This window comes from Ruegeria sp. AM5, from assembly GCF_056540645.1.
Genome location: NZ_JBQFXC010000001.1, coordinates 610,032 through 632,111, shown reverse-complemented (window position 1 = coordinate 632,111; position 22,080 = coordinate 610,032). Strand labels below are relative to the sequence as shown.

Below are 22,080 nucleotides of genomic sequence, written 5' to 3'. Positions count from 1 at the left end.
ATACCATGTTTGTTTGGTGCGGAGTTGTAACGATCTGACAGTTAACCAAGATGAGAGCACCGTAGTCGCAATGATTAAACCACTCAGAGTTTTCGCAATCGGGATCCCGCTGATGGCAACGCTATCAGCGTGTATTCCCTCACCCGAACAATTAGAGACCACCCCGGTCAAGGTCCAGACGCCCAAAGGTGTTGTGACCTGTCAGCTTTACCGCCAGGACCGCGTCACCTGGGACCGCGCAATCGATTTTCCGGCCACCAAAATGTCGGTGCCCGAGGCGGATAATTATTGCAGACAGGAAGGCCTGCGCCGGCTTAATCGATAACAATATGGGCGCGCGACTGGTTCGGCGCGCGCCGCACTCCGGCTTCTAGCGATTGCGGAACAAGCCGCCCAGAATGCCCCTGACGATGCGGCGGCCAGTTGTTCCTTTCAGCTCTTTGATCACGGCCTCGCTCAAGGCCGTGGCGAAGGTATCCTTTTTGCGCGAAAGACGAGATGACGATCGCCCAACGCGGTTGCCCGAATACCTTCGGGCCGAGGCGTATTCGCGTTCTGCCGGGCTCTGCTGTTCCAGAACTTCGTCGGATTCCGCCTGTTCCGCCGCATTCGCAGCGGCATCCGCGCGCGCCTGCAGAATCTCAAACGCCGATTTGCGGTCGATACGCTTGCCGTATTTTGCATCCATCGGCGAAGCTTTGATCACCGACTGACGCTCAGCTTTGGTAATCGGACCAAGTTGAGAGCCCGGTGGCCGGATCAAAGTGCGCTCGACCACGCCCGGAACACCTTTCTTTTGCAACATCGAGGTCACGGCCTCGCCCACGCCCACCTCTCGGATTGCGGTCTCAGTATCGAAAGCTGGGTTTTCACGATAGGTCTCAGCAGCAAGTCGCAGATTCTTGCGGTCGCGCGCGGTGAAGGCCCGCAGCGCATGTTGGACCCGGTTGCCCAGCTGACCCAGAATATCTTCCGGGATGTCCGCCGGATTCTGCGAGATGAAATAAACTCCAACGCCCTTTGATCGGATCAGGCGCGCCACCTGCTCGACCTTATCCACCAGCACCTTGGGGGCGTCCTCGAACAGCAAGTGCGCTTCATCAAAGAAGAACACCAGTTTCGGTTTTTCAGGGTCCCCCACTTCGGGCAGTTCTTCAAACAATTCGCTAAGCAGCCACAACAGGAAAGTCGCGTACAGACGCGGAGAGCCCATCAGCTTGTCAGAGGCCAGAATGTTCACCATCCCCTGCCCGTTCGCATCTGTCCGCATCAGGTCGGCCAGGTCCAACGCAGGCTCGCCAAACAGATTGGTACCGCCCTGATTTTCCAGAACCAGCAAGCGGCGTTGAATAGCACCGATCGAAGATGTCGAGACATTGCCATAGCGCAGCGATAGTTGGGCACGTTTCTCGCCTATCCAGACCAGCAATGCCTGCAGGTCTTTCAGGTCAAGCAGCGGCATGCCTTCTTCGTCTGCGACCCGAAAGGCGATGTTCAGAATGCCTTCCTGCGCCTCGCTCAGCTCCATCAGTCGCGATAGTAGCAGTGGGCCCATCTCGGTCACTGTGGTTCGGACCGGGTGCCCCTGCTCGCCAAACAGATCCCAGAACGTGACTGGACACGCGGCGTAAGAGAATGTGCCGAACCCGATCTTCTCGGCCCGATCCAAAAAAGCCTGGTGTAATTTGTGGGTTTCGCTTCCAGGCAGCGCCAGCCCCGACAAGTCACCTTTCACATCGGCCAGAAACACTGGAACCCCCGCCTGTGAGAAGCCTTCAGCCAGAATTTGCAGCGTAACCGTTTTGCCCGTACCGGTCGCACCAGCAATCAGGCCATGGCGGTTCGCATATTTCAGCGACAGCCCCTGTGCCACTGAATAGCCGTCGCCACCACCGCCTACGAAGATCTTGTTGTCCATTGAAAATCTGTCCCGAATTCTACCGATCTGCTGCAAGCATACAAAGTTAACCTTTCGCTGCGAGGGTAAATGTTGCTTCTCGTGGCTTGGCTGCGGGGGCAAACTTCCTCCCTGTCGACTGGCCGTGCCTTTGGGCACGGCTTTTTTTAAATTCTACAAGAACCGAAAGACGCAAGAATAGTTTTTTAGGGTTAGGAGTTGACCAACGGGTTCCCCTTTCGTAACGTCTGCGCATAACTAAGTCGGCCAGTCCGACGGGGAGAAAATATTCAGGAAGGGAGCCGCTCCACCGGCTCCCTTTTTCGTTGCAGATCGCGGTGTTTCCCACGCATTTCGGCAAAAAACGATCAATTCCCGGTCTGGAATTCGGATTTACCCTGACACCACTGAATTGCGGTGATAGAGGAAACAAAAAACTGGATCAGTTAGATGAGGCATTCATGATCAGGAAACTTGTCCCTTTTAATGTGGCGGCCGCAGCACTTTTATGCGGAACAGCATTTGCGCAGGAAACCACACAGCAACCTGAAGCCGGTGCTGAAGCCGAAGTTGGCAGCGATCTGGATCTGGGTGAATCCGGTCCCCGTGTTGGCGAGCAATACGTCAAAGAACAAACGGGTGAATGGAATATTTCCTGCATCAAAACCGAAGGCGAAGACGATCCCTGCGCGATGGTTCAGATCCTGAATAACCAACAGGGTGATCCGATTGCCGAAGTTTCGATCGGAAAACTGCCCGAAGGCGGTGCCGCTGTTGCTTGGGCGAATGTTGTTGTACCGCTCGAAACCCTGCTGCAGGCGCAATTGGCTATGTCGATCGATGGGGCACCGCGCAAGCTTTACAATTATCACCACTGCATTCCGGTTGGCTGCGTGGCGCAACTGGGTTTGACTCAGGGTGATATCGACGCGATGAAATCAGGCCAAAAGGCGGTGCTGTCGCTGGTTCCTGCGCGCCTGCCAGATCAGGTTCTGAATATGGACATGTCTTTGTCTGGCTTCACAGCAGGCTTTGACGGGCTGAATGATTCCATAAACTAAGCCCCGCAAAAACATCGAATAAGAAAGCCGCCGTGATAACACGGCGGTTTCTTCATATACGCTTCAACGCAAGAACGGCGTTCAGCCCACCAAAGGCGAAAGCATTGCTAAGGGCGACATTAACTTTCGCCTCACGCGACTCGTTTGGCACCACATCCAGCGCGCATTCGGGGTCGGGCTCTTCATAGCCAATGGTCGGGGCGATCACCCCGTCGCGCAGGGCCATGATACATGCTAATAGCTCAACTGCGCCGGTACCGCCGATCAGGTGTCCGTGCATGGACTTTGTTGACGAAATCATCAGATCGTCGGCGTGCGGACCAAACACACCAGCAACGGCTGCACATTCGGTTTTGTCATTTGCAGCCGTGCCGGTCCCATGGGCATTTATGTAACCCACATCGCTTGCATTCAGCCGTGCATCCGATAACGCCCCGGCCATGGCCCGTGCTGCCCCTTGTTTGCTGGGCATAACTATGTCGGCCGCGTCCGAGGACATGGCGAATCCCACGACCTCGCACAGGATATCTGCTCCGCGCGCGCGCGCGTGTTCGTATTCTTCGAACACAAAAACACCCGCACCTTCGCCTTGCACCATCCCGTTTCGGTTTGCGCTAAAGGGCCGACAGGCATCTTTTGACATGACGCGAAGCCCTTCCCATGCCTTGACGCCCCCAAAGCACAGCATCGACTCCGAACCACCGGTCACCATGGTGGGCGCTGCACCGCTGCGCACCATCTGAAATGCCTGCGCCATTGCATGGTTCGAGGACGCACACGCTGTTGATACTGTAAAGCTAGGGCCTTTGAGGTTGTGCTCCATTGAAACGTGGCTGGCCGCCGCGTTGTTCATCAGCTTGGGCACGACAAAAGGATGCACGCGATTTTTGCCATCCTCGTAAACCGAGCGGTAGTTGTCATCCCAGGTGGAGACGCCACCACCGGCCGTTCCCAGAACCACCCCCGACCGCGCGGCTGTGTCACCCGAGAATACAATGCCGGATTGATCGATCGCTTCTTTGGCGGCGGTTAACGTGAACTGCGTGAACCGATCATACAGCGTCATCTGTTGGCGGTTGAAACGGCCCTCGGCCTCAAAACCCCGGACTTGACCGCCGATCTTGATCGACAGGCGATCCACATCACGAAACTCAAGCTCGGAGATACCACAACGACCCTCGCGCATGGCTTCCAGAGTGTCGGGGACGGAATGGCCCAACGCATTAATGGTGCCAGCACCCGTAATGACGACGCGTTTCATACCGGCGGTCAGACCTTTTCCGATACGAGTTTTTCGATACCCGCAATGATCGCTGTCACATTCGAAATGTCGAAATCGCTAGATGTGGGCTCGTTTGCGTTGAAGGGCACGGTGATATCGAACTCTTCCTCGATGGCAAAGATACTCTCAACAAGACCCAGGCTATCGATGCCCAATTCTTCGAGCGTACTGTCGGGCGTCACATCCGAAGGCTCAAGCACGGCCTGTTCGGCAATGATTGCTATGACGCGGTCGCTGATGCTCATCTCGATCCCCTGATTTTCGCCTTGGGGATGATTTAATCACTTGAAGGCTGTTTGAAAACAGCCTTTTTCAACGCCTCGACGTCGCGCGACAATCGGGGCAGACGACGTTGGGCTTTATATATCTCGGTATGGCTTTCCATTTTAATGCCCGGGTAGCCCATGATCACGCGACCAGCAGGAACATTTGACAGAATCTTGGTGCCGCCACCGGCAATCACGCCATCACCGATGAAAATATTATCGACAACACCAGTCTGACCACCCAGTACTACGTTATTACCAATCTCGACCGAACCAGAAACGCCGGTTTGCCCACATAACAAACAATCCTGCCCGACTCGGGTGTTGTGTCCCACGTGGACAAGATTATCCAGTTTCGATCCACTACCGATTACAGTATTGCGTATGGTCCCGTTGTCGACAGTGCAGTTCGAGCCGACTTCGACATCGTCGCCAATCTCGACCGCACCCAGCGAATGGATGCGCAACCAGCTTTGCGCCTTTGCATCCCCCTGATCACCCAGAGTTTTCCGCGCATTTTCGGCACCCGAGACTTCTGGTGTGACATAGCTGAAACCGTCCCCGCCGATACGGGCACCCGGCTGCGCGATAAAGCGATCACCGATTTGAGCCCGCGCACCGATGCTGACCATTTCGCGCAGCAGAGCGTTTTCACCAAGCGACGCATCCATACCGATCACGCAATGTGGGCCGATAACCGAACCCGCGCCGACGCGCGCGCGCGCACCGATAACAGCAAGCGGGCCGACCGTTACGTCAACCCCGATCTCGGCGGTTTCATCAATGACAGCCGATGGATGAATTCCCGGCGCAATCCCCTGCCCGCGATCCAGCATCGCGGTGATCCCTGCCATCGCCATGCGGGGGCGTTGCACAAAAATGGCGGCCTCAAGCCCCAGTGCTTTCCAGTCCGCGCCATCCCACAAAACCGCGGCCCGTGCTGTACCGGTCTCCAAGGCTTCAGCATATTTTGGCGACATCGCCATGGCCAGATCGGTTGGCCCGGCATCTCCCGGCTCGGCTGCCCGCAAGATGGTCAGACCAGTCTGGCCTTCTGCGACGACCCCCAGGGAATCGGCGATTTGTTGAACGGTAAACTGCATGTCGGGCGTCCTCGTGGCGGGATTTGCCTCGTGATTACCCTTGAACGTCCGGCAGGACCACCCCTGCCTTTTGCAGCGCTTCCCAGATCTTGCGATCCCGGTCATACACGTCGCGGCGATACTGCACCTCGCCTTTGGGGCCAATATAGGCCGTGCGGTAAATCAGATGCACCGGAATTTTTTTATCCAGTTCAACCTTCGTTTCTTTGCCCGTGTTCAGAACGCGGTGGAAAAACGCCTTAGGATCCTCTTCCTGCTTGGCCAGCAGCTTATAGGCAAACTCGAACGGTTGCGCCAAACGGATGCATCCATGAGAGAATGCCCGAACCTCGCGTGCGAACAGAGATTTCTGAGGCGTATCATGCAGATAGATGTTGTACTTATTAGGGAACATGAACTTCACCAGCCCAAGTGCGTTGCTTTTGCTCGGGGGCTGACGCATGGAAAACGGGAAATTACGCGCAGTGAACTGGGTAAAGTCAACCGCTCCACGATTTACCTGACGGCCACGGCGGTCGGTGATCTGGATATGGCCGACAGCATTTGGATTGGCCCGTAATTGCGGCAGATATTCCTTCGTGATGATCGAGCGTGGCACATACCAACTTGGGTTGATCACCATATGCTCCATCTCATCCGAGAACTCTGGGCTACGGCGATCATGTGTGTTTTTGCCGATCACGGCACGAGTCTCAAACGTGACCTGCCCGTCATCGACGATCTTGGCAGAAAAATCGGCCAGATTCACCAGAATATGCCGCTCACCACGGTCTTTGGGTAACCAGCGCTCCCGTTCAAGCGCAACGTAAACAGCTTTCAAGCGGTCTGAAACTGGGCGATTGATCTCGGAAATAGTGCCTTTGCCAGCTACGCCATCCGCCTCAAGACCATGAGCAGCCTGAAAGGATTGCACCGCCGCAAACAGCGCATCATCATAGTTTGGGCTGGCAGTAGGCTTCAGATAACCCATCGCGACAAGTCGATTGCGCAGCCTGATGACATTGCTCCCTGTGTCCCCAAGCTCAAGCTTGGAGACAGGAACGGTCTCGCCCCAGCCACCTTGTGTCATCAGCGCTTCCAGCGCCTTCTTCTGTTTCAACAGCGCAAGATACTGGCGCGATTGAGGCATCATATCCCTGAAATAGGTATCACCCTGGCTGGAAACGAGCAGTTCAAGATGCTCTGCGGCGCTGCGTCGTTCCACCGCCCGCACTAGGCCGGGATCAATCTGTGAAGGCGTTACAGAACCAGAGTGCAAGTCTCTGGCATATTTGACAAAAACCCGAGTCAGCTCGGCCTCGAGCATGCCCAGATCACGGGTGTTACGCGCGTCCTGCATCTTTGTCTTCAAAGTCTGGACGTCGTAACGTGCCCCAGGCAATCCATGCAGATCGGTCGTCGAAAGCGCTTCGATCAGGGCTTTGCGTCGTGCAGCATGTTCGGGCGTATCGCCAACCCAAACCGGATCAAACCCGTTTGTGCGATAAAACTCAGCAATTGCCGGGCTGTTGGACACACTTTCAGCAACGGCCATTTGAAACGCTGTGCCATCCGTCCCCGCCTGCGCGACTGAGGCCGAAGCCACAAGGAAAGCGGCGATAAAAACACTTGAACGAGCACGGGTAACAAATGACATAGGATGGCCCTGTTTCTTCAATGACTTGTCACGCCCTATAAGCGGCGTCTGAAAATAATGTTTTGCTGAGCGCCTGATGTCTATTCACAAATTCATCACCAGACCGCTTCTTTGACCCCTGGTGCGCGATTGCATCGCCGACGCGCGAACTGCGCCAAAAGCAAGCATACTTGCATCAGTTGCGCAAAAAACTGCCGAAATTTCCCCCTTGATTTGACTGCGACCAAAGATTTCTTGGCTGTTGAATCCTACTGTGCCATAAATCCCGCATCTGGGATGGGAAAAAATTAATACGGCGCGCGTAACATCGTGTGCAGGCAGGAACAGTACGGGACGAAACAAAAAATGACCAAGAGCAGTACCTCGGGCCTGACCCGGCGTGCCCTATTGGGCGCATTCGCCGCAACCGCAGTTGTTGCAGCTCCCACATATTCCAACGCAGCAGGTTTCCTTCGCGGCGGAGGTGATATTCGCCGTATCCGCATGTATTCCGGCCGTACCGGTGAACGTATCGATATGGTCTATTGGGTTGATGGCAAATACATCAAAGACGCGGTGAAAGAGGTCAACCACTTCATGCGCGACTGGCGCAGCGATCAAGTCAAGTCCGTGGACCTGAGGACCGTCGACATCATGGCGGCCACTCATAACCTTCTGGATGTCAGCGAGCCATACATGCTGCTGTCGGGTTACCGCTCACCGCAAACCAACGCAATGCTGCGCCGCCGCTCGCGGGGTGTTGCCAAGAATTCGCTTCATATGAAGGGTCAGGCTGCTGATCTGCGACTGTCATCACGCTCGGTCTCGCAAATGGGCAAGGCAGCGATGGCCTGTCGTGCCGGTGGCGTTGGACAGTACTATCGTTCGAATTTCGTTCACATGGATTGCGGTGTCATCCGCTCGTGGCGCGGCTAATCGAGCATTTCATCTTTCGCTGTTGCACAACCCCCATCAGATAGTTCTGGCGGGGGTTTTGTTTTGCCTGGAAAAACAGGTTCGTGCACCGTCAGTTCTGCGTAATATGACGACTAGCAAGGGTGAAATGGCGCACCTGAGAGGATTCGAACCTCTGGCCTCTGCCTTCGGAGGGCAGCGCTCTATCCAGCTGAGCTACAGGTGCCTTGGCCGTTAGCTACCCTCGTTCCAATCCGGGTGCAACTGCAAATCCGCAGTACGATCAGGCAAACAGATCGTGGGCAAGCTCCAACGCATCGATCAGAGTGTCGACCTCATCCGTCGTGTTATAGAGCCCAAAGCTGGCACGACAGGTAGCAGTGACCCCCAAATGATCCATCAGCGGCCCGGCGCAGTGGTGGCCTGCGCGCACGGCGACACCCTTTTTGTCCAGAATGGTTGAAACATCATGGGCATGCCCTGCCCCATCCAAAGTAAAGCTGAATATCGCGGCTTTGTTCGCTGTGGTGCCTTGAACCTGCAGCCAGTTCAATCCATTCAACCGTTGCATTGCATAGTCGCGCAAGCCGGCCTCATGCGATGCGATGCTCTCCATGCCAAGGTCCATCATATAGTCAAGCGCCACCCCCAACCCGATGGTCTGCACGATGCCGGGGGTTCCGGCCTCGAACTTCATTGGCGGATCGTTGTAGATCACCTGATCTTTTGAAACCTCTTTGATCATGTCACCGCCACCAATAAAGGGGCGCATTTCAGCCATGCGGTCCGATTTGATAAAAATTGCGCCAGAACTGGACGGGCCGTACAGTTTATGACCCGTGATGGCATAGAAGTCACATCCGATGTCATCGACATTGACGGGCATATGAACCGCGCCCTGGCTGCCATCCACCAGAACCGGAACGCCTTTGGCGTGGGCGCCTTGCGTGATTGCTTTGACATCAACCACAGTGCCCAGCACGTTCGAGCATTGGGTCACAGCAACCAGCTTTGTCTTGGGGCCAATGGCGTCGATTACCGCCTGAGGGTCAAGATGGCCGGTCGCATCGACATCGACCCATTTCAGCACCACGCCCTGCCGTTCGCGCAGGAAGTGCCACGGTACGATGTTGGCGTGATGTTCCATCACGCTGAGGACAATCTCGTCCCCCGCCTGCAGGCGTGGCATTGCCCAACCGTAGGCGACCAAATTGATTCCTTCGGTCGTACCCGAATTCAGGACAATCTCATTCTCGTTTGATACGCCCAGAAACCGCGCAACCGTGCCACGGACGGCCTCATATTTCTCGGTCGCGAGATTTGACAGATAGTGAAGCCCTCGATGCACGTTCGAATATTCGTGCGCATAGGCCTGCGTGATCGCGTCGATCACTACCTGGGGTTTCTGCGCGGAGGCCCCATTGTCTAGATAAGTCAGCGGCTTTCCGTTGACCTGACGTGACAGGATCGGAAAATCTGCGCGGATTTTTTGTACGTCATACATAGACAGGACTTCCCTATACAGACCCAGCGGGGATCAGCCAAAGAACAAACGGGACGGCCACAAGACCAGAGATCAGGATCACAACAAACGACTTTCCCAACGACTTAAATCGATGCGCCTCGTTGAGAAAATGCAGAGTGATATAAAGGCTAAGACCCAGCATCGCCAGACTGGCCGGTAAGAATAGAAACGGCAGCGCCGCAACCAGCGCTAGAATGATTGCTTGCCCCGCAATTTGCAGGATTTGCAACCAGACAATCAGCGTCATGAAGTCATTGAACGTTCCCGTTCCACCTAGGACGCGGCCCACTAACAGGAACGTCACGACGCTGATCATGATTGCCGCAACAGAAACAAAAAGCGTCCTCGATAGTGGCTCAGCCAATTGCTGAACATCCGGACTGATAAGCGGCAGGACGAAGCTGGACGCAGACTGGACCAGAGCGTTCAGGATCACCGCGAGAGAGAAGGCGAGCCACAGTACATCCGTACCCAGCCGCAACGCGAGCAATCGTCTTGCGGCTTCGGCTGGATTGGACAGGGTCAGAACGACCAGGTTGAGCAGTGCGGTGGAATTCATTTAGCAGCCTTTTGCGATTGCTTGAGGCCCGACAACCAGAACCAGAGAAAAACCGCAACCCATAACAGCCCCACAAGTGTTTGCGCTGACCCGGGGCCGATGAAACCGGACACCAGCCCATTCAGCAACACCAAAGGCGCTGACGCGAGAAGCGCCCAGAACAAGGCTAGCCGCGCACCATAGCTGGTGCCAACGCCCCCCATCATTCGCGCGATGAAATGGGTGAGCCAAGCAAGAAGATAAAAGCACAATGGCAGAATAAAGACCGAGCCCAACAGGGCCCCGCCCATCAGCATGTTCAGCTCTATTCCTTCCAGATGAGCTCTCCGTGCAAGGCCGGGCAATTGTGCGATAAAGCCTATTACACAGAACGCCATCACAAACGCCAATGCGCGATCTTCGCGCGGCCCCATATCAAGCAGCCGACGCACCACACGCCCCGGTCCGCGATACGTGGCCACGATATCAGTTGTGACAGGCATCAGCGTCGGCGTGCCAGCCAATCTTGCAATCGGGACACGATATCAGCTGCCAGATCCTCGTCCTCGATTTCATCGACGGCTTCAGCCAGGAAGGCCAGTGTCAACATGTCGGTTGCTTCCGCAGTCGGTACTCCACGCGAGCGCAGGTAGAACAAAGCCGTTTCATCAATGGCGCCCGAGGTCGAACCATGCGAACACGCAACGTCATCGGCGTAAATCTCGAGCTCGGGCTTTGCGAGGAACTGACTGTCATCGTCCAGAAGCAGCGACTGGCTGATCTGGTAACCGTCGGTTTTCTGAGCACCTTCCTTCACCAAGATCTTGCCCTGAAAAACACCCGTCGCACCGTTGCGAAGCACCTTCTTGAACACTTGGCGGCTCTCGCAATTCACCGCATCATGGGTGACAAAGACCGTGTCATCATGGAGAAAATCACCGTCTCCAACACACGCACCCGCCACGTGCGCGACCGCATCATCACCCGTCAGTTCGACGACTTGCTCGTTTCGCGTTAAAACTCCGTTCACGGTCAGCGTGAAGGATTTATAGACGGATTCTTTGCCAAGCCGCGAGAACATATGAGTCGCCGCACGGCGTTGATGATCCCTGCCCTGCGCACGGATATGATGCAGTGTGCCATTGTCGGCGATATCGATCTCCATACATTTGTTGAAGCGCGAAGCTGCGGGTCCGTTTTCAAGGATCGTGACTTCGGCACCGCTTTCAACCCGAACGACGTGATGCAGGATCGCATCCGACGTTTCAGATTCATGGCGATAAATCAGGTTAATCGGTTTGCTCGGCTTGCCGGATACATGAATGGCAACTCCATCTGACGCATAGGCCGTGTTCAGCGCCGCCAAGGGACGCGCCACTGGATCTTGGCCTTTTGCTTCAAGAACGCCGTATAACTCTTTGGCCCAATGGATATCTTTGCAACAGATATCTTCCAGCCGATCGATCGTTACACCCTCCAGAGACAGATCATCAGACTCTTCCGGGCTGAATACGCCATCAATGAAAACGATCTTCAGTCGGTCGAGCGCGTGGAACAGAGCCGGTTCATCCGTTTTGAACAAAGCAGCACTGGGAGCTTCCGCAGAGACCAGAGTGTCTGGACGGGTATATTTCCAGTATTCATCTCGACGACTGGGCAAACCCATCGCGCGTACACGTGCAATTGCGGCTTCGCGCGCTTTGCGTGTGCATCCCGCATCCGGCATGGTCAGCGCTGCCAGCCGTTCCTCGGTCGCCGTTTGTTTCGCTTGGGGTAATGCCATCAGTTCACCTCGGCCAGGATGTCGGCATAGCCGTTGTTTTCCACTTCCAGCGCGAGTTCGGGGCCACCGGATTTCACGATACGACCATCCGCCATGATGTGAACCACGTCAGGTTTGATGTGATCGAGAAGCCGCTGATAGTGCGTGATAACAAGGAAACCCCGCCCTTCATCGCGCAGGGCGTTCACACCCTCGGCCACCAGCTTCATCGCGTCTACGTCAAGGCCCGAGTCCGTTTCGTCCAGGATACACATCTTCGGCTCTAGCATCGCCATTTGCAGGATTTCGTTGCGCTTTTTCTCACCACCCGAAAAGCCAACATTGACCGGACGTTTCAACATTTCAGCGTCGATTTTCAGCGCCTTGGCCTTGGCACGAACCTCTTTCAAAAAATCCGTCGCCGACAGCTCTTCCTCGCCACGTGCTTTGCGCTGCGCATTCACGGCGGTGCGCAGGAAGGTCATGTTGCCCACACCGGGAATCTCGACCGGGTACTGGAACGCCAGAAACACACCTGCGGCTGCACGTTCTTCCGGTTCCATCTCAAGCAGATCCTCGCCATCAAGCGTCGCGCCGCCCTCGGTCACCTCATAGCCATCACGACCAGACAACACGTAGCTGAGCGTTGATTTGCCCGAGCCATTGGGCCCCATGATCGCATGCACCTTGCCAGGCTCGACCGTCAGGTCGACCCCTTTCAGAATTTGCTTGTCTTCTTCCTCAAGTTTGACGTGCAGGTTATTGATTTCCAGCATTTTCTGTCCTTTAGCATCTCGCAAGGGGCGCATTGTGACCCCGATAAGTTCTTATCCCAGCACCTTGCGGATCACGCGGGCGATGATCCATCCAAGCAACGCGCCTGCGCCCACTGCCCAAACCGGGTTTATGAAGTCCATGTACTTGGTATTGACGTAAGCAACCCCCAACAGGCCGCCGAGCACCGGCAACGCATAGCCAAGCACGGTCAGGACATCGTCCTTTCGGATTCGCTGTTGGGGTTTTGGTGTCATCAGCCGACTGATCCCTCAAGGCTGATTGCCACAAGCTGTTGCGCTTCCATCGCAAATTCCATCGGCAGCGCCTGCAGAACGTCCTTGCAGAACCCGTTGACGACCAAGGCCACGGCTTCTTCCTCGTCCATGCCACGCTGACGGCAATAGAACAGCTGATCGTCGTCTACCTTCGAGGTAGTCGCCTCGTGCTCGACCCGAGATGAGTTGTTCTTCACCTCGATATACGGAACAGTATGCGCCCCGCATTTGTCGCCAATCAGCAAGCTGTCGCACTGCGTATAGTTGCGACTATCCTTGGCCTTTGGATGCATCGACACCAGACCACGATAGGTATTCTGCGCCTTACCGGCACTGATCCCTTTCGATACGATCCGCGACTTGGTGTTCTTGCCCAGATGAACCATCTTGGTGCCGGTATCGGCCTGCTGCATGTTGTTGGTGATCGCGATCGAGTAGAACTCACCCTGGCTATCGTCGCCACGCAGGATGCAAGACGGGTATTTCCAGGTTACGGCTGAGCCGGTTTCGACCTGCGTCCACATCACCTTGGAGCGATCACCCCGACAATCGGCGCGCTTGGTCACGAAGTTGTAGATACCGCCCTTGCCATTCTCATCTCCGGGGAACCAGTTCTGAACGGTCGAGTATTTCACCTCGGCATCTTCTTCGACGATAATCTCGACAACCGCCGCGTGCAACTGAGCGGTGTCGCGCTGGGGCGCGGTGCAGCCTTCCAGATACGAGACGTAAGAGCCCTTGTCGGCGATGATCAGCGTGCGCTCAAACTGGCCGGTATTTTCTGCATTGATGCGGAAATATGTGCTCAGTTCCATCGGGCAGCGCACGCCCGGAGGGACATAAACAAACGAGCCGTCCGAGAACACAGCTGAGTTGAGCGTGGCATAGAAATTGTCCGAGACCGGTACGACCGTCCCCAGGTATTTCTTGACCAGTTCCGGATGCTCTTTGATCGCCTCGGAAATCGAGCAGAAGATAACGCCGGCTTTCTTCAACTCTTCCTGAAAAGTCGTCCCGACCGAAACCGAGTCAAATACTGCATCAACAGCAACCTTACGGCCTTCTGCCGGTGCATTCTCAGCGCCCTCGACACCTGCCAGGATCATCTGTTCTTTCAGAGGGATACCCAGCTTTTCGTAAGTCGCCAGAAGCTTGGGATCGACCTCATCCAGAGATTTGGGTTTATCTTCCATCGATTTCGGACGGGCATAATAATACTGGTCCTGAAAGTCGATCGGCGGGTAGTGCACCATCGCCCATTTAGGCTCTTCCATCTGGGTCCAGCGCTCGAACGCGGCCAGACGCCATTCGGTCATCCACTCAGGTTCATCATTTTTGTCCGAGATCAGACGAACGATATCGGGATTCACGCCTTTTGGCGCATACTCCATCTCGATATCAGTTTCCCAGCCGTATTTATAAGTGCTGACCTCGCGAACCGCGTCTACGGTTTCCTGATCGACACCCTCTTTCACCTGGGTCTGGTCCAAAGCGGCCATAATTCACCCTCCGTCAGATCACGCGGCCCGCGCGCGATGCTTTTTCTCTTTTTCAAGCCACGTTTCCGCGAAACGCAGCACATCTTCTTCTGCCGTCTCCGGCCCCAGCGATACGCGGATTGCGCTGGAGGCCTTCATCTCATCAAATCCCATGGCCGTCAGTACGGCGCTTGCACGAACCTTGCCACTGGAACAGGCCGAACCCGCACTGATCGCGAAGCCTGACAAATCCATCTGCATGACCTGTGTCTCGCCCTTCCATCCCGGTGTGGCGAAGCACAGAGTGTTGGGGAGTCGCCTTTGGTCTTTCCCGACAAAAATAGTAGCTTTCGTACCAGCCTCAAGAGCGTTTTCTAGAATATTTCTAAGTTCTGCAACGTTTTCCCAAACGCCATTTGCTAAATCACGGGACGCGGCTTCAGCTGCTGCTCCGAACCCCGCAATTCCAGTGACATTTTCTGTACCCGAGCGACGCCCCATCTCCTGCCCGCCGCCCTTGATTTGCGCAGCAAGATCGGTGCCGCGTTTCATCACCAACGCCCCGATCCCTTTTGGCCCGCCAAGTTTGTGGGCTGAAATCAGCGCCATCTCAGCCCCCAGCCAGTTGAAGGCTATCGGCAACTTACCAAAAGCCTGAGTCGCGTCGGTGACCGCAAGACCGGCAGGCAAAGTTTGAACAATTCCAGTTTCCGAATTGGCCAGTTGCAGCGTGGATCGGGAAGCGTCCGGCACGTCAACGTAACCGCCTTGGGAGACAGGCAGAACCTCATTAATCCAAGCTCTTACCGCGTCATGTTCAATCGCTGCACCTTGAAGATCGCGCCCCGCCATGGCCAAAGCCGCTGCCTCAGTCGCGCCGGATGTAAACACGATGTCGGCACCATCGGCCCCAAACGCTGTTGCGATTTGAGCCCGCGCTTTCTCGACCACCGCTTTTGCGGCGCGCCCTTCGGCATGGACCGAGGACGGATTGCCCACCAAATCCATCGCCGCGATCATTGCATCGCGGGCCTTGGGCCTCAGAGCGGAGGTTGCGTTATGGTCGAGATAAACCCGTTTCATAGATGTATCTTTTCCAAGATGGGTTTTGACGGAACACAGAAAAACGTCATCAGATCAATCGTCCACGACTGCGAACAAGCTAGGAACAGCGGGACACGGTGCAAGATCATTCCGAATTACATCCGACAGCCGCGTTTGATGCAGGAATACGTAAACATTCGCGCTCAGGCTTTCCCACAACCGATTGGTCAGTGACTGCGCCCGGCTGCCCGAAGACGCGCCCGAGGCACCTGCCCCCTTGTGCATCGCATCCACCGTCTCATCAACCGCGGCCAGTATCTCGACCACACGGATTTCCGAGGCTGGTCGCGCCAGGCGATAGCCCCCACCCGGTCCGCGTACTGAACTGACCAGATCAGCTCGGCGCAGTTTCACGAAAAGCTGCTCCAAATACGGCAGTGAAATATCCTGACGTTCGGAAATCTCGCCCAACGTGACGAGTTTGTCCGAGGACTGAAGGGCGATATCCGCCAGCGCAACCATCGCATAGCGGCCTTTGGTCGACAGCTTCATTTTGTTTCCTTCAGGCAAGAACTGCGCGAAAACATTGACGTCGCCCGAGCCAGTGCGTATCTCCCACTGACAGCGTTTTCACGCGACACAATGTAATTAGAACCGTTCTAAGGTACCTGAGGATTACCGTCAAGATAATCTCGGGGCCGACGCGTCAAAAAACAGGACCAAAGCACACATGCCCGAGGTGATTTTTCCCGGACCCGAAGGCCGCCTGGAAGGCCGCTACCACCCGCAAAAGGAAAAAGACGCACCGATCGCTATCGTGCTTCATCCGCATCCACAATTTGGCGGGACCATGAACAACAAGGTGGTCTATAACCTGCATTACGCCTTTTACAACATGGGCTTCACGGTTCTGCGTTTTAACTTTCGCGGCGTTGGTCGCAGCCAGGGCGAGTATGACCAGGGTGTAGGTGAGCTGAGCGATGCAGCATCAGCGCTGGATTACCTTCAGTCGATGAACAACAACTCCAAGCATTGCTGGGTAGCTGGGTTTTCGTTCGGTGCATGGATCGGAATGCAGCTTCTGATGCGCCGCCCCGAGATCACTGGCTTCATCAGTGTATCGCCGCCCGCAAACATGTACGACTTTTCGTTCCTGGCACCCTGCCCGTCTTCTGGCTTGATCATCAACGGATTGGCGGACCGTGTGGCACCACCTGCAGACACTGCGTCTCTGGTCGGAAAGCTGCATGAACAAAAGGGTATCACCATCACCCATAATGAGGTGGAAGGTGCCGATCACTTCTTCCAAGACCGCCACATGGCCACGCTGATGACAGATGTGACGGATTACGTGAAACGCCGCCTGACAGAGAATACGCGCTGATGTCCGATACCATCACTACCCTCGCCGCCAGATTGGCCGAGGACACGATGAAGGTTATGGACGAGACGGGCGAGGATCGATTCTTTGTGGAGGTTGGAGACGTTCTCGGTGCAGCCTCGCAATCTCTGGAAGAAGCGTTCTTGACCGAAATCCGGGTTAGGCTGGCGGAACGCAAGGCGCGGCAATTCGTGTTGAAAAGACTGTCTGAACATCGATCCAAGCTGAAAGCGATCGAAAAGCAGTAAAGATTTCTTAGCGTCTGAAGAAAAGAAAAGGAGCCCGAAAGCTCCTTTTCGAGGATATCGCTCGGTGGGCGCCTAAACCGGAAAACCTGTGAACCGCTCAACACTCTGGGCTGCATCAATGTCGACGGACCCCCCGTCTGCAAGCCACCCCAACGCCACAATCAAAACCGAAGCGATAATGACCGATTTTGCAAAAGTCGTCATCTTATCAAACTCATTAAAAACACACTAAAAACAATCGAGTGTTTAGCACGAATGCAAAAGCCCGAATAGTCGGGTTTACCTGACCTTTGGTAAAGTTAGGGTTTTGATCATCTGCATCTGAATCCCCTTGCCCAAATGATCGCAAGTATGCTCAACCTTTCGCGATAATTCAGAGAGGCATCGCTCGTGCCAAAGACCTACCTAATCCTAATGTTGGCTGTTATCGCGGAAACCATCGGCACGACTGCGTTGCAGGCTAGCCATCAGTTTACGCGATTTTGGCCGTCGGCTCTTGTCGTGGTTGGCTATGGGTCGGCCTTTTATCTTATGGCCCTCACGTTAAAGGTCATGCCTGTGGGCATTGTCTATGCAATCTGGTCGGGCCTTGGTATTGCCCTGATCGCACTGATTGGATTTCTGGTTTTTGGCCAAAAACTCGATTGGCCCGCAGTCTTGGGTTAGGGCATGATTTTGAGTGGCATTCTGATCATCCACCTGTTTTCAGCCACAGCGGGCCACTGACCGCCGGTTAGGGCTGGTATATTTTGTCGCGCCGCGTTATGCGCGCGGCAACTTCCCGTTCAAAGGCTGACCTCTCATGGACCTGCGCAATATCGCAATCATCGCTCACGTGGACCACGGCAAGACGACCCTGGTGGATGAGCTGCTCAAACAATCCGGCGCGTTCCGGGAAAACCAGGCCGTGGCAGAACGCGCCATGGACAGCAACGACCTGGAACGCGAACGCGGCATTACCATCCTGGCCAAAGCCACCAGCGTTGAGTGGAAGGATACCCGCATTAACATCGTCGACACCCCCGGCCACGCTGATTTCGGTGGGGAAGTCGAACGTATTCTCAGCATGGTCGACGGCGTTGTACTGCTGGTCGACGCCGCCGAAGGCCCGATGCCGCAAACCAAATTCGTGACCTCAAAGGCGCTGGCTTTGGGCCTGCGCCCGATTGTCGTGCTGAACAAGGTCGACAAACCCGATGCCGAGCCTGATCGCGCTCTGGACGAATGTTTCGACCTTTTCGCCAACTTGGGCGCCGATGACGATCAACTGGACTTCCCGGCCATGTATGCTTCGGGCCGGTCCGGCTGGGCCGATATGGAGCTTGACGGTCCGCGCAAGGACTTGACCGCCCTGTTCGATCTGATCGTTGATCACGTCCCCGCCCCCAAGCAGATCGAGAAAAAGGACGAACCGTTCAGGATGCTCGCCACCACTTTGGGCAGCGATCCATTCATCGGTCGCATTTTGACCGGTCGCGTGGAAAGTGGAACTCTGAAAGCAGGTGACAGCCTCAAAGCACTCAGCCGAGACGGCACCCAGATTGAAAGCTTCCGCGCGTCGAAAATCCTGGCATTCCGTGGATTAGCTCAACAACCCATCGACGTCGCCGAAGCAGGCGATATTGTCACGATTGCGGGTATGAGCAAAGCCACCGTGGCAGATTCCCTTGTATCCCCGCAAGTCGAAGAGGCCCTGCCCGCCCAGCCTATCGATCCGCCAACCATCACAGTGACCTTCGGCATAAACGATTCCCCACTGGCCGGTCGTGACGGCAAAAAGGTTCAGTCTCGGGTCATTCGTGATCGCCTGATGAAAGAAGCCGAATCGAACGTAGCCATCCGCATCAGCGACACGCCCGGCGGTGAGGCTTTCGAGGTTGCTGGTCGCGGCGAATTGCAGATGGGTGTTCTGATCGAAAACATGCGTCGCGAAGGATTCGAGCTCAGCATCTCGCGCCCTCAGGTTTTGTTCCGCGAGGAGAGCGGCCAGCGCCTTGAACCTATCGAAGAAGTCACGATCGATGTGGATGATGAATATTCTGGCGCGGTGATCGAGAAAATCACGGGTACGCGCAAAGGTGAACTGGCTGAAATGCGCCCTGCAGGGGCAGGCAAAACCCGGATCATCGCCCACGTGCCGTCTCGTGGCCTGATCGGCTATCACGGAGAGTTCCTGACCGATACACGCGGAACTGGTGTCTTGAACCGGGTCTTCCACGGCTGGGCGGCTCATAAAGGGCAGATTCCTGGTCGACGTGCGGGTGTTCTGATCTCGATGGAAAACGGTCAGGCGGTCGCCTATGCGCTGTGGAATTTGGAAGAGCGTGGCCGCATGTTTGTTGGCCCGCAAACTGATGTCTATCGGGGCATGGTGATCGGAGAGCATTCGCGAGACAACGATCTGGAAGTGAATCCGCTGAAAGGGAAGAAGCTGACAAACGTGCGTGCCAGCGGCTCGGACGACGCAGTAAGGCTGACCCCTCATATTCAGTTCTCGCTTGAAGAGGCAATCGCTTATATCGACGACGATGAACTGGTCGAGGTTACGCCCAATGCGATCCGGCTTCGCAAACGTTATCTGGATCCGCATGAGCGTAAACGGATGTCAAAATCAGCCTGATCAATGCTGTGAACTTGTTCACGTTTTGGAAACATTGCCACATTCGTGACATTTTTGCGTCAGGCTAGAAACAACACAGAAAAAGAAGACCTGGTGCAACAGCAGGTCTTCTTTTTGTTTTTTATGGGTTAATCGCGTTTGAGTGAGCTGGATCACAGAAATCCAACAGAAAGTTTGCTTGAATATAGGCGATAGAAAGAGGACTTTGTGTTCAAAGTGTGACGCCGTTTGAGTAAACGGCAGATTAGTTAACGAGTGCTTAAGGAGCGTGCGATGCGCATTAGATCCAAACTGTTATCGATTGCTTTTGCTTCCGCAATCTTACCCTTCACCTTCGTAAATTCCGCTCAGGCAGCTGGCACATGTACCGTGAGAACGGCCAAACAATCTGTATCTTCGAACACGCTTTGTGCGTGTGACGTGGTTACTTCGGGCATGCTCCGGTATATCCAGCGACGCGCCGACTTCGAGTCTATCTTGGAACGTACCATTCTTGATTGCCCGCGATTTGCAGCTGTTTTGACCGACCTGCCAACTGCAAGCATCGGCTTCGCCGACCAAAGATCTGGCGACGGTCCATCAGATGAATCTGAGCGGGAAAGTTCAAGTTCCGGCCCTAGCGGTGATTCTTCTCCGGACAACGACCCCGGTTCGTCGACGCCGGGAGGTAACAACAACGGAAATGACAACGATCCTGATGACAATGATCCTGATGACAATGATCCTGATGACAACCAGCCCGATGACAACCAGCCCGATGACAATGAGCCTGATGACGACAATTCGGACGACGGAAAGTTGAAGGAACTAAAGTCTAATGACAAGAAATCCAAGGGCAAAAAGTCCAAAGACAAAAAAATGAAGAACAAAAAGTCCAAAGACAAAAAGTCAAAAAACAAAAAGTCAAAAAACAAAAAGTCAAAAAACAAAAAGTCGAAAAACAAAGTTAATACTAGTATATTTGATAACTAATGCTGAAAAAGGGCGCTGCTCATTACAGGCGCCCTTTTTTGTTTCACGATTTTCTAGCTCTTACCGAAAACTCCGACCCAATTACGTGGCTGTTTAGGATCTTGCATCCTCAGGAACAGATAGCGCGTCGCCTTCCAAGGCTTGATCTGATTGGTCAAATTATCCAGAACCAGATCGCCGTCGCTTGACCGATAGACCAAAACAGCATGAGAGTTTCTGCGCGTATCCAACACTGTCGCGAGCAGTAGTTTACGAGGGTCGAAACCAGCCTGGATCAAATCTCTTTTCTTTAGAAGCGCAAAATCTTCGCAGTCACCACCGCGCGACGTTGGAAGCGCCCAAAGTTCACTGGTTTTGTATTGCGACTGATCCGTGACCTCTCGCGTGGATCGATTAACGCGGCGGTTGATCTCTTTGACAAGCTTCAATTCTTGGCTGGTAGATAAGGAACCGATACCTTTTTGCGCACATGCCCAGGAATACTTACCGCAAAGCTGACGCGCACCCGAGGGTGGTGGCGAGGCAGCGATACTCGGGATAAACGCGGCATCTTTCGCCGATGCTTCAGTCCCAAACAACAGCGAACCGTTAATCAGGATAGCCAAACCAAACAGCCCGCCAAGCTTGGCAGCGCTCTTTAAGTGGGCATCTATGGTCGTACCAAAGAATTTCATGCTGTCCCTCGAGTCCTATTAATCCCTGCAAACTGCGTGGATCAGAACCCATCTGTATACCGGACCATATCCGCAAACCGTGGTTGTCACGCAATCAAATCCGAGATTGAGCGGAAAAAACGGCGGAAATTCGTCACATTTCGTGACCATTTCCGCGCAAGAAAGTGGCGCGAAGTGCCACAATCGGACAGAGAAATATGTTCAAAATCAACAGGAAGTACGCACAACCCATTGTAATAATGTGTATAAATTCAGAGCGATCGTGAAGAGCCGCCCACGCTAAAATGCATGGCAGGTCGCACGGCTCGGGGCCGGGCAGAATTTGCAAATTTCATGCGAAGGTAGATTTAGCCTGATTCTCAGTCGGTAATTTCAACGACCACCAGCTCTCGCTCGCTGGCGCCACGGGCATGATCCAATGCCTGCTGATATGCAGGAGAATTGTAGCACTCTACCGCAGCCTCTACGGTTGGGAAGCGGGCGACCACATTGCGTGGTCGCTCTTTGCCCTCTAACTGCACGTAACGTGCCGCGCGGGCGATGAATTCACCCCCATGCGCCGCAATTGCCGGCCCTGCAAGCTCGGCGTATTTTCCATAAGCATCGGCGTCTGTCACAGTGACGTGTGCGATCCAAAGTGCTGGCAT

At 54.8% G+C, this 22,080-nt stretch carries 25 protein-coding genes and 1 tRNA gene; 8 read left to right on the top strand and 18 right to left on the bottom strand.

What is annotated here, in order from left to right; genetic code table 11:
- Window positions 1-112: 112 nt before the first annotated feature.
- Window positions 113-325 (top strand): hypothetical protein, encoded by a 213-nt coding sequence (locus ACR0AH_RS03185; protein ID WP_480438555.1) that lies wholly within the window; start codon window positions 113-115, stop codon window positions 323-325.
- A gap of 45 nt (window positions 326-370) precedes the next feature.
- On the opposite strand, the gene ACR0AH_RS03180 is transcribed toward ACR0AH_RS03185, so the two are convergent.
- On the bottom strand, window positions 371-1,918 hold the full coding sequence (locus ACR0AH_RS03180; RefSeq protein ID WP_480590310.1) for a helicase HerA-like domain-containing protein: 1,548 nt from the start codon (window positions 1,916-1,918) through the stop codon (window positions 371-373).
- 440 nt (window positions 1,919-2,358) lie between these two features.
- On the opposite strand from ACR0AH_RS03180, the gene ACR0AH_RS03175 reads away from it, so the two are divergent.
- Window positions 2,359-2,958 (top strand): invasion associated locus B family protein, encoded by a 600-nt coding sequence (locus ACR0AH_RS03175; protein WP_480590307.1) that lies wholly within the window; start codon window positions 2,359-2,361, stop codon window positions 2,956-2,958.
- A gap of 52 nt (window positions 2,959-3,010) precedes the next feature.
- Here ACR0AH_RS03175 and ACR0AH_RS03170 read toward each other — a convergent pair whose 3' ends face one another.
- Genes ACR0AH_RS03170 through ACR0AH_RS03155 form a run of 4 tightly spaced genes read right to left on the bottom strand, consistent with a single transcriptional unit; the run spans window position 3,011 to window position 7,245 of the window.
- Window positions 3,011-4,219: a beta-ketoacyl-[acyl-carrier-protein] synthase family protein gene (locus tag ACR0AH_RS03170; protein ID WP_170732230.1), complete on the bottom strand. Its 1,209-nt coding sequence runs from the start codon at window positions 4,217-4,219 to the stop codon at window positions 3,011-3,013.
- An 8-nt stretch (window positions 4,220-4,227) separates the two neighbouring features.
- A complete protein-coding gene (locus ACR0AH_RS03165; RefSeq protein ID WP_170732231.1) occupies window positions 4,228-4,485 on the bottom strand; it encodes an acyl carrier protein in 258 nt (85 codons plus the stop codon).
- A 32-nt stretch (window positions 4,486-4,517) separates the two neighbouring features.
- A complete protein-coding gene (lpxD, locus tag ACR0AH_RS03160) occupies window positions 4,518-5,609 on the bottom strand; it encodes a UDP-3-O-(3-hydroxymyristoyl)glucosamine N-acyltransferase (protein WP_170732232.1) in 1,092 nt (363 codons plus the stop codon).
- Window positions 5,610-5,643: 34 nt separating this feature from the next.
- Entirely contained in the window at window positions 5,644-7,245 is a 1,602-nt protein-coding gene (locus ACR0AH_RS03155; RefSeq protein WP_480590305.1) for a L,D-transpeptidase family protein, read from the bottom strand.
- A 345-nt stretch (window positions 7,246-7,590) separates the two neighbouring features.
- Between ACR0AH_RS03155 and mepK the strand changes: the two genes are divergently transcribed.
- A complete protein-coding gene (mepK, locus tag ACR0AH_RS03150) occupies window positions 7,591-8,160 on the top strand; it encodes a peptidoglycan L,D-endopeptidase MepK (protein ID WP_170509840.1) in 570 nt (189 codons plus the stop codon).
- A 128-nt stretch (window positions 8,161-8,288) separates the two neighbouring features.
- Here mepK and ACR0AH_RS03145 read toward each other — a convergent pair.
- The 10 genes from ACR0AH_RS03145 to iscR form a co-directional block, all read right to left on the bottom strand.
- A tRNA-Arg gene (locus ACR0AH_RS03145) sits at window positions 8,289-8,365 on the bottom strand.
- Between the two features lie 57 nt (window positions 8,366-8,422).
- Window positions 8,423-9,643: a cysteine desulfurase gene (locus tag ACR0AH_RS03140; protein ID WP_480590302.1), complete on the bottom strand. Its 1,221-nt coding sequence runs from the start codon at window positions 9,641-9,643 to the stop codon at window positions 8,423-8,425.
- A 13-nt stretch (window positions 9,644-9,656) separates the two neighbouring features.
- Window positions 9,657-10,223 carry a Yip1 family protein gene (locus ACR0AH_RS03135; RefSeq protein ID WP_170393038.1) on the bottom strand — a complete coding sequence of 189 codons (567 nt, stop codon included), beginning with the start codon at window positions 10,221-10,223 and terminating at the stop codon, window positions 9,657-9,659.
- Window positions 10,220-10,705: a YIP1 family protein gene (locus tag ACR0AH_RS03130; protein WP_170393037.1), complete on the bottom strand. Its 486-nt coding sequence runs from the start codon at window positions 10,703-10,705 to the stop codon at window positions 10,220-10,222. Before ACR0AH_RS03130 ends, ACR0AH_RS03135 begins: the two co-directional genes overlap by 4 nt.
- Entirely contained in the window at window positions 10,705-11,985 is a 1,281-nt protein-coding gene (gene sufD, locus ACR0AH_RS03125; protein WP_170393036.1) for a Fe-S cluster assembly protein SufD, read from the bottom strand. Before sufD ends, ACR0AH_RS03130 begins: the two co-directional genes overlap by 1 nt.
- The gene (gene sufC / locus ACR0AH_RS03120; protein WP_170393035.1) at window positions 11,985-12,740 is read right to left on the bottom strand and encodes a Fe-S cluster assembly ATPase SufC; all 756 of its coding nucleotides are present in this window, start codon (window positions 12,738-12,740) and stop codon (window positions 11,985-11,987) included. The genes sufD and sufC overlap by 1 nt, the downstream gene beginning before the upstream one ends.
- 51 nt (window positions 12,741-12,791) lie before the next feature.
- Window positions 12,792-12,995 carry a hypothetical protein gene (locus tag ACR0AH_RS03115; RefSeq protein WP_170405842.1) on the bottom strand — a complete coding sequence of 68 codons (204 nt, stop codon included), beginning with the start codon at window positions 12,993-12,995 and terminating at the stop codon, window positions 12,792-12,794.
- Window positions 12,995-14,515, bottom strand: a complete 1,521-nt coding sequence (gene sufB, locus ACR0AH_RS03110; RefSeq protein ID WP_170393033.1) for a Fe-S cluster assembly protein SufB — start codon at window positions 14,513-14,515, stop codon at window positions 12,995-12,997. Before sufB ends, ACR0AH_RS03115 begins: the two co-directional genes overlap by 1 nt.
- An 18-nt stretch (window positions 14,516-14,533) precedes the next feature.
- Entirely contained in the window at window positions 14,534-15,577 is a 1,044-nt protein-coding gene (locus ACR0AH_RS03105; protein WP_480590300.1) for a cysteine desulfurase family protein, read from the bottom strand.
- Between the two features lie 54 nt (window positions 15,578-15,631).
- Window positions 15,632-16,090: a Fe-S cluster assembly transcriptional regulator IscR gene (gene iscR, locus ACR0AH_RS03100; RefSeq protein WP_170393031.1), complete on the bottom strand. Its 459-nt coding sequence runs from the start codon at window positions 16,088-16,090 to the stop codon at window positions 15,632-15,634.
- 178 nt (window positions 16,091-16,268) lie between these two features.
- Between iscR and ACR0AH_RS03095 the strand changes: the two genes are divergently transcribed.
- Both ACR0AH_RS03095 and ACR0AH_RS03090 read left to right on the top strand, forming a co-directional pair.
- Complete coding sequence (locus ACR0AH_RS03095; RefSeq protein WP_480590298.1) at window positions 16,269-16,922, top strand: alpha/beta hydrolase; 654 nt, start codon at window positions 16,269-16,271, stop codon at window positions 16,920-16,922.
- Window positions 16,922-17,167 (top strand): hypothetical protein, encoded by a 246-nt coding sequence (locus tag ACR0AH_RS03090; RefSeq protein ID WP_480590296.1) that lies wholly within the window; start codon window positions 16,922-16,924, stop codon window positions 17,165-17,167. Before ACR0AH_RS03095 ends, ACR0AH_RS03090 begins: the two co-directional genes overlap by 1 nt.
- Window positions 17,168-17,239: 72 nt before the next feature.
- Here ACR0AH_RS03090 and ACR0AH_RS03085 read toward each other — a convergent pair whose 3' ends face one another.
- Entirely contained in the window at window positions 17,240-17,371 is a 132-nt protein-coding gene (locus tag ACR0AH_RS03085; RefSeq protein WP_480590294.1) for a hypothetical protein, read from the bottom strand.
- 186 nt (window positions 17,372-17,557) lie between these two features.
- Here ACR0AH_RS03085 and ACR0AH_RS03080 point away from each other — a divergent pair, with 186 nt between their 5' ends.
- The 3 genes from ACR0AH_RS03080 (at window position 17,558) to ACR0AH_RS03070 (ending at window position 20,759) form a co-directional block, all read left to right on the top strand.
- Window positions 17,558-17,833 (top strand): DMT family transporter, encoded by a 276-nt coding sequence (locus tag ACR0AH_RS03080; protein ID WP_480590292.1) that lies wholly within the window; start codon window positions 17,558-17,560, stop codon window positions 17,831-17,833.
- 136 nt (window positions 17,834-17,969) lie between these two features.
- On the top strand, window positions 17,970-19,787 hold the full coding sequence (gene typA / locus ACR0AH_RS03075) for a translational GTPase TypA (protein WP_480590290.1): 1,818 nt from the start codon (window positions 17,970-17,972) through the stop codon (window positions 19,785-19,787).
- 273 nt (window positions 19,788-20,060) lie between these two features.
- Complete coding sequence (locus ACR0AH_RS03070; protein ID WP_480590288.1) at window positions 20,061-20,759, top strand: hypothetical protein; 699 nt, start codon at window positions 20,061-20,063, stop codon at window positions 20,757-20,759.
- A gap of 53 nt (window positions 20,760-20,812) precedes the next feature.
- Here ACR0AH_RS03070 and ACR0AH_RS03065 read toward each other — a convergent pair whose 3' ends face one another.
- Complete coding sequence (locus tag ACR0AH_RS03065; RefSeq protein ID WP_480590286.1) at window positions 20,813-21,433, bottom strand: transglutaminase-like cysteine peptidase; 621 nt, start codon at window positions 21,431-21,433, stop codon at window positions 20,813-20,815.
- Between the two features lie 359 nt (window positions 21,434-21,792).
- On the bottom strand, window positions 21,793-22,080 hold the full coding sequence (locus tag ACR0AH_RS03060) for a DUF1330 domain-containing protein (RefSeq protein ID WP_170393026.1): 288 nt from the start codon (window positions 22,078-22,080) through the stop codon (window positions 21,793-21,795).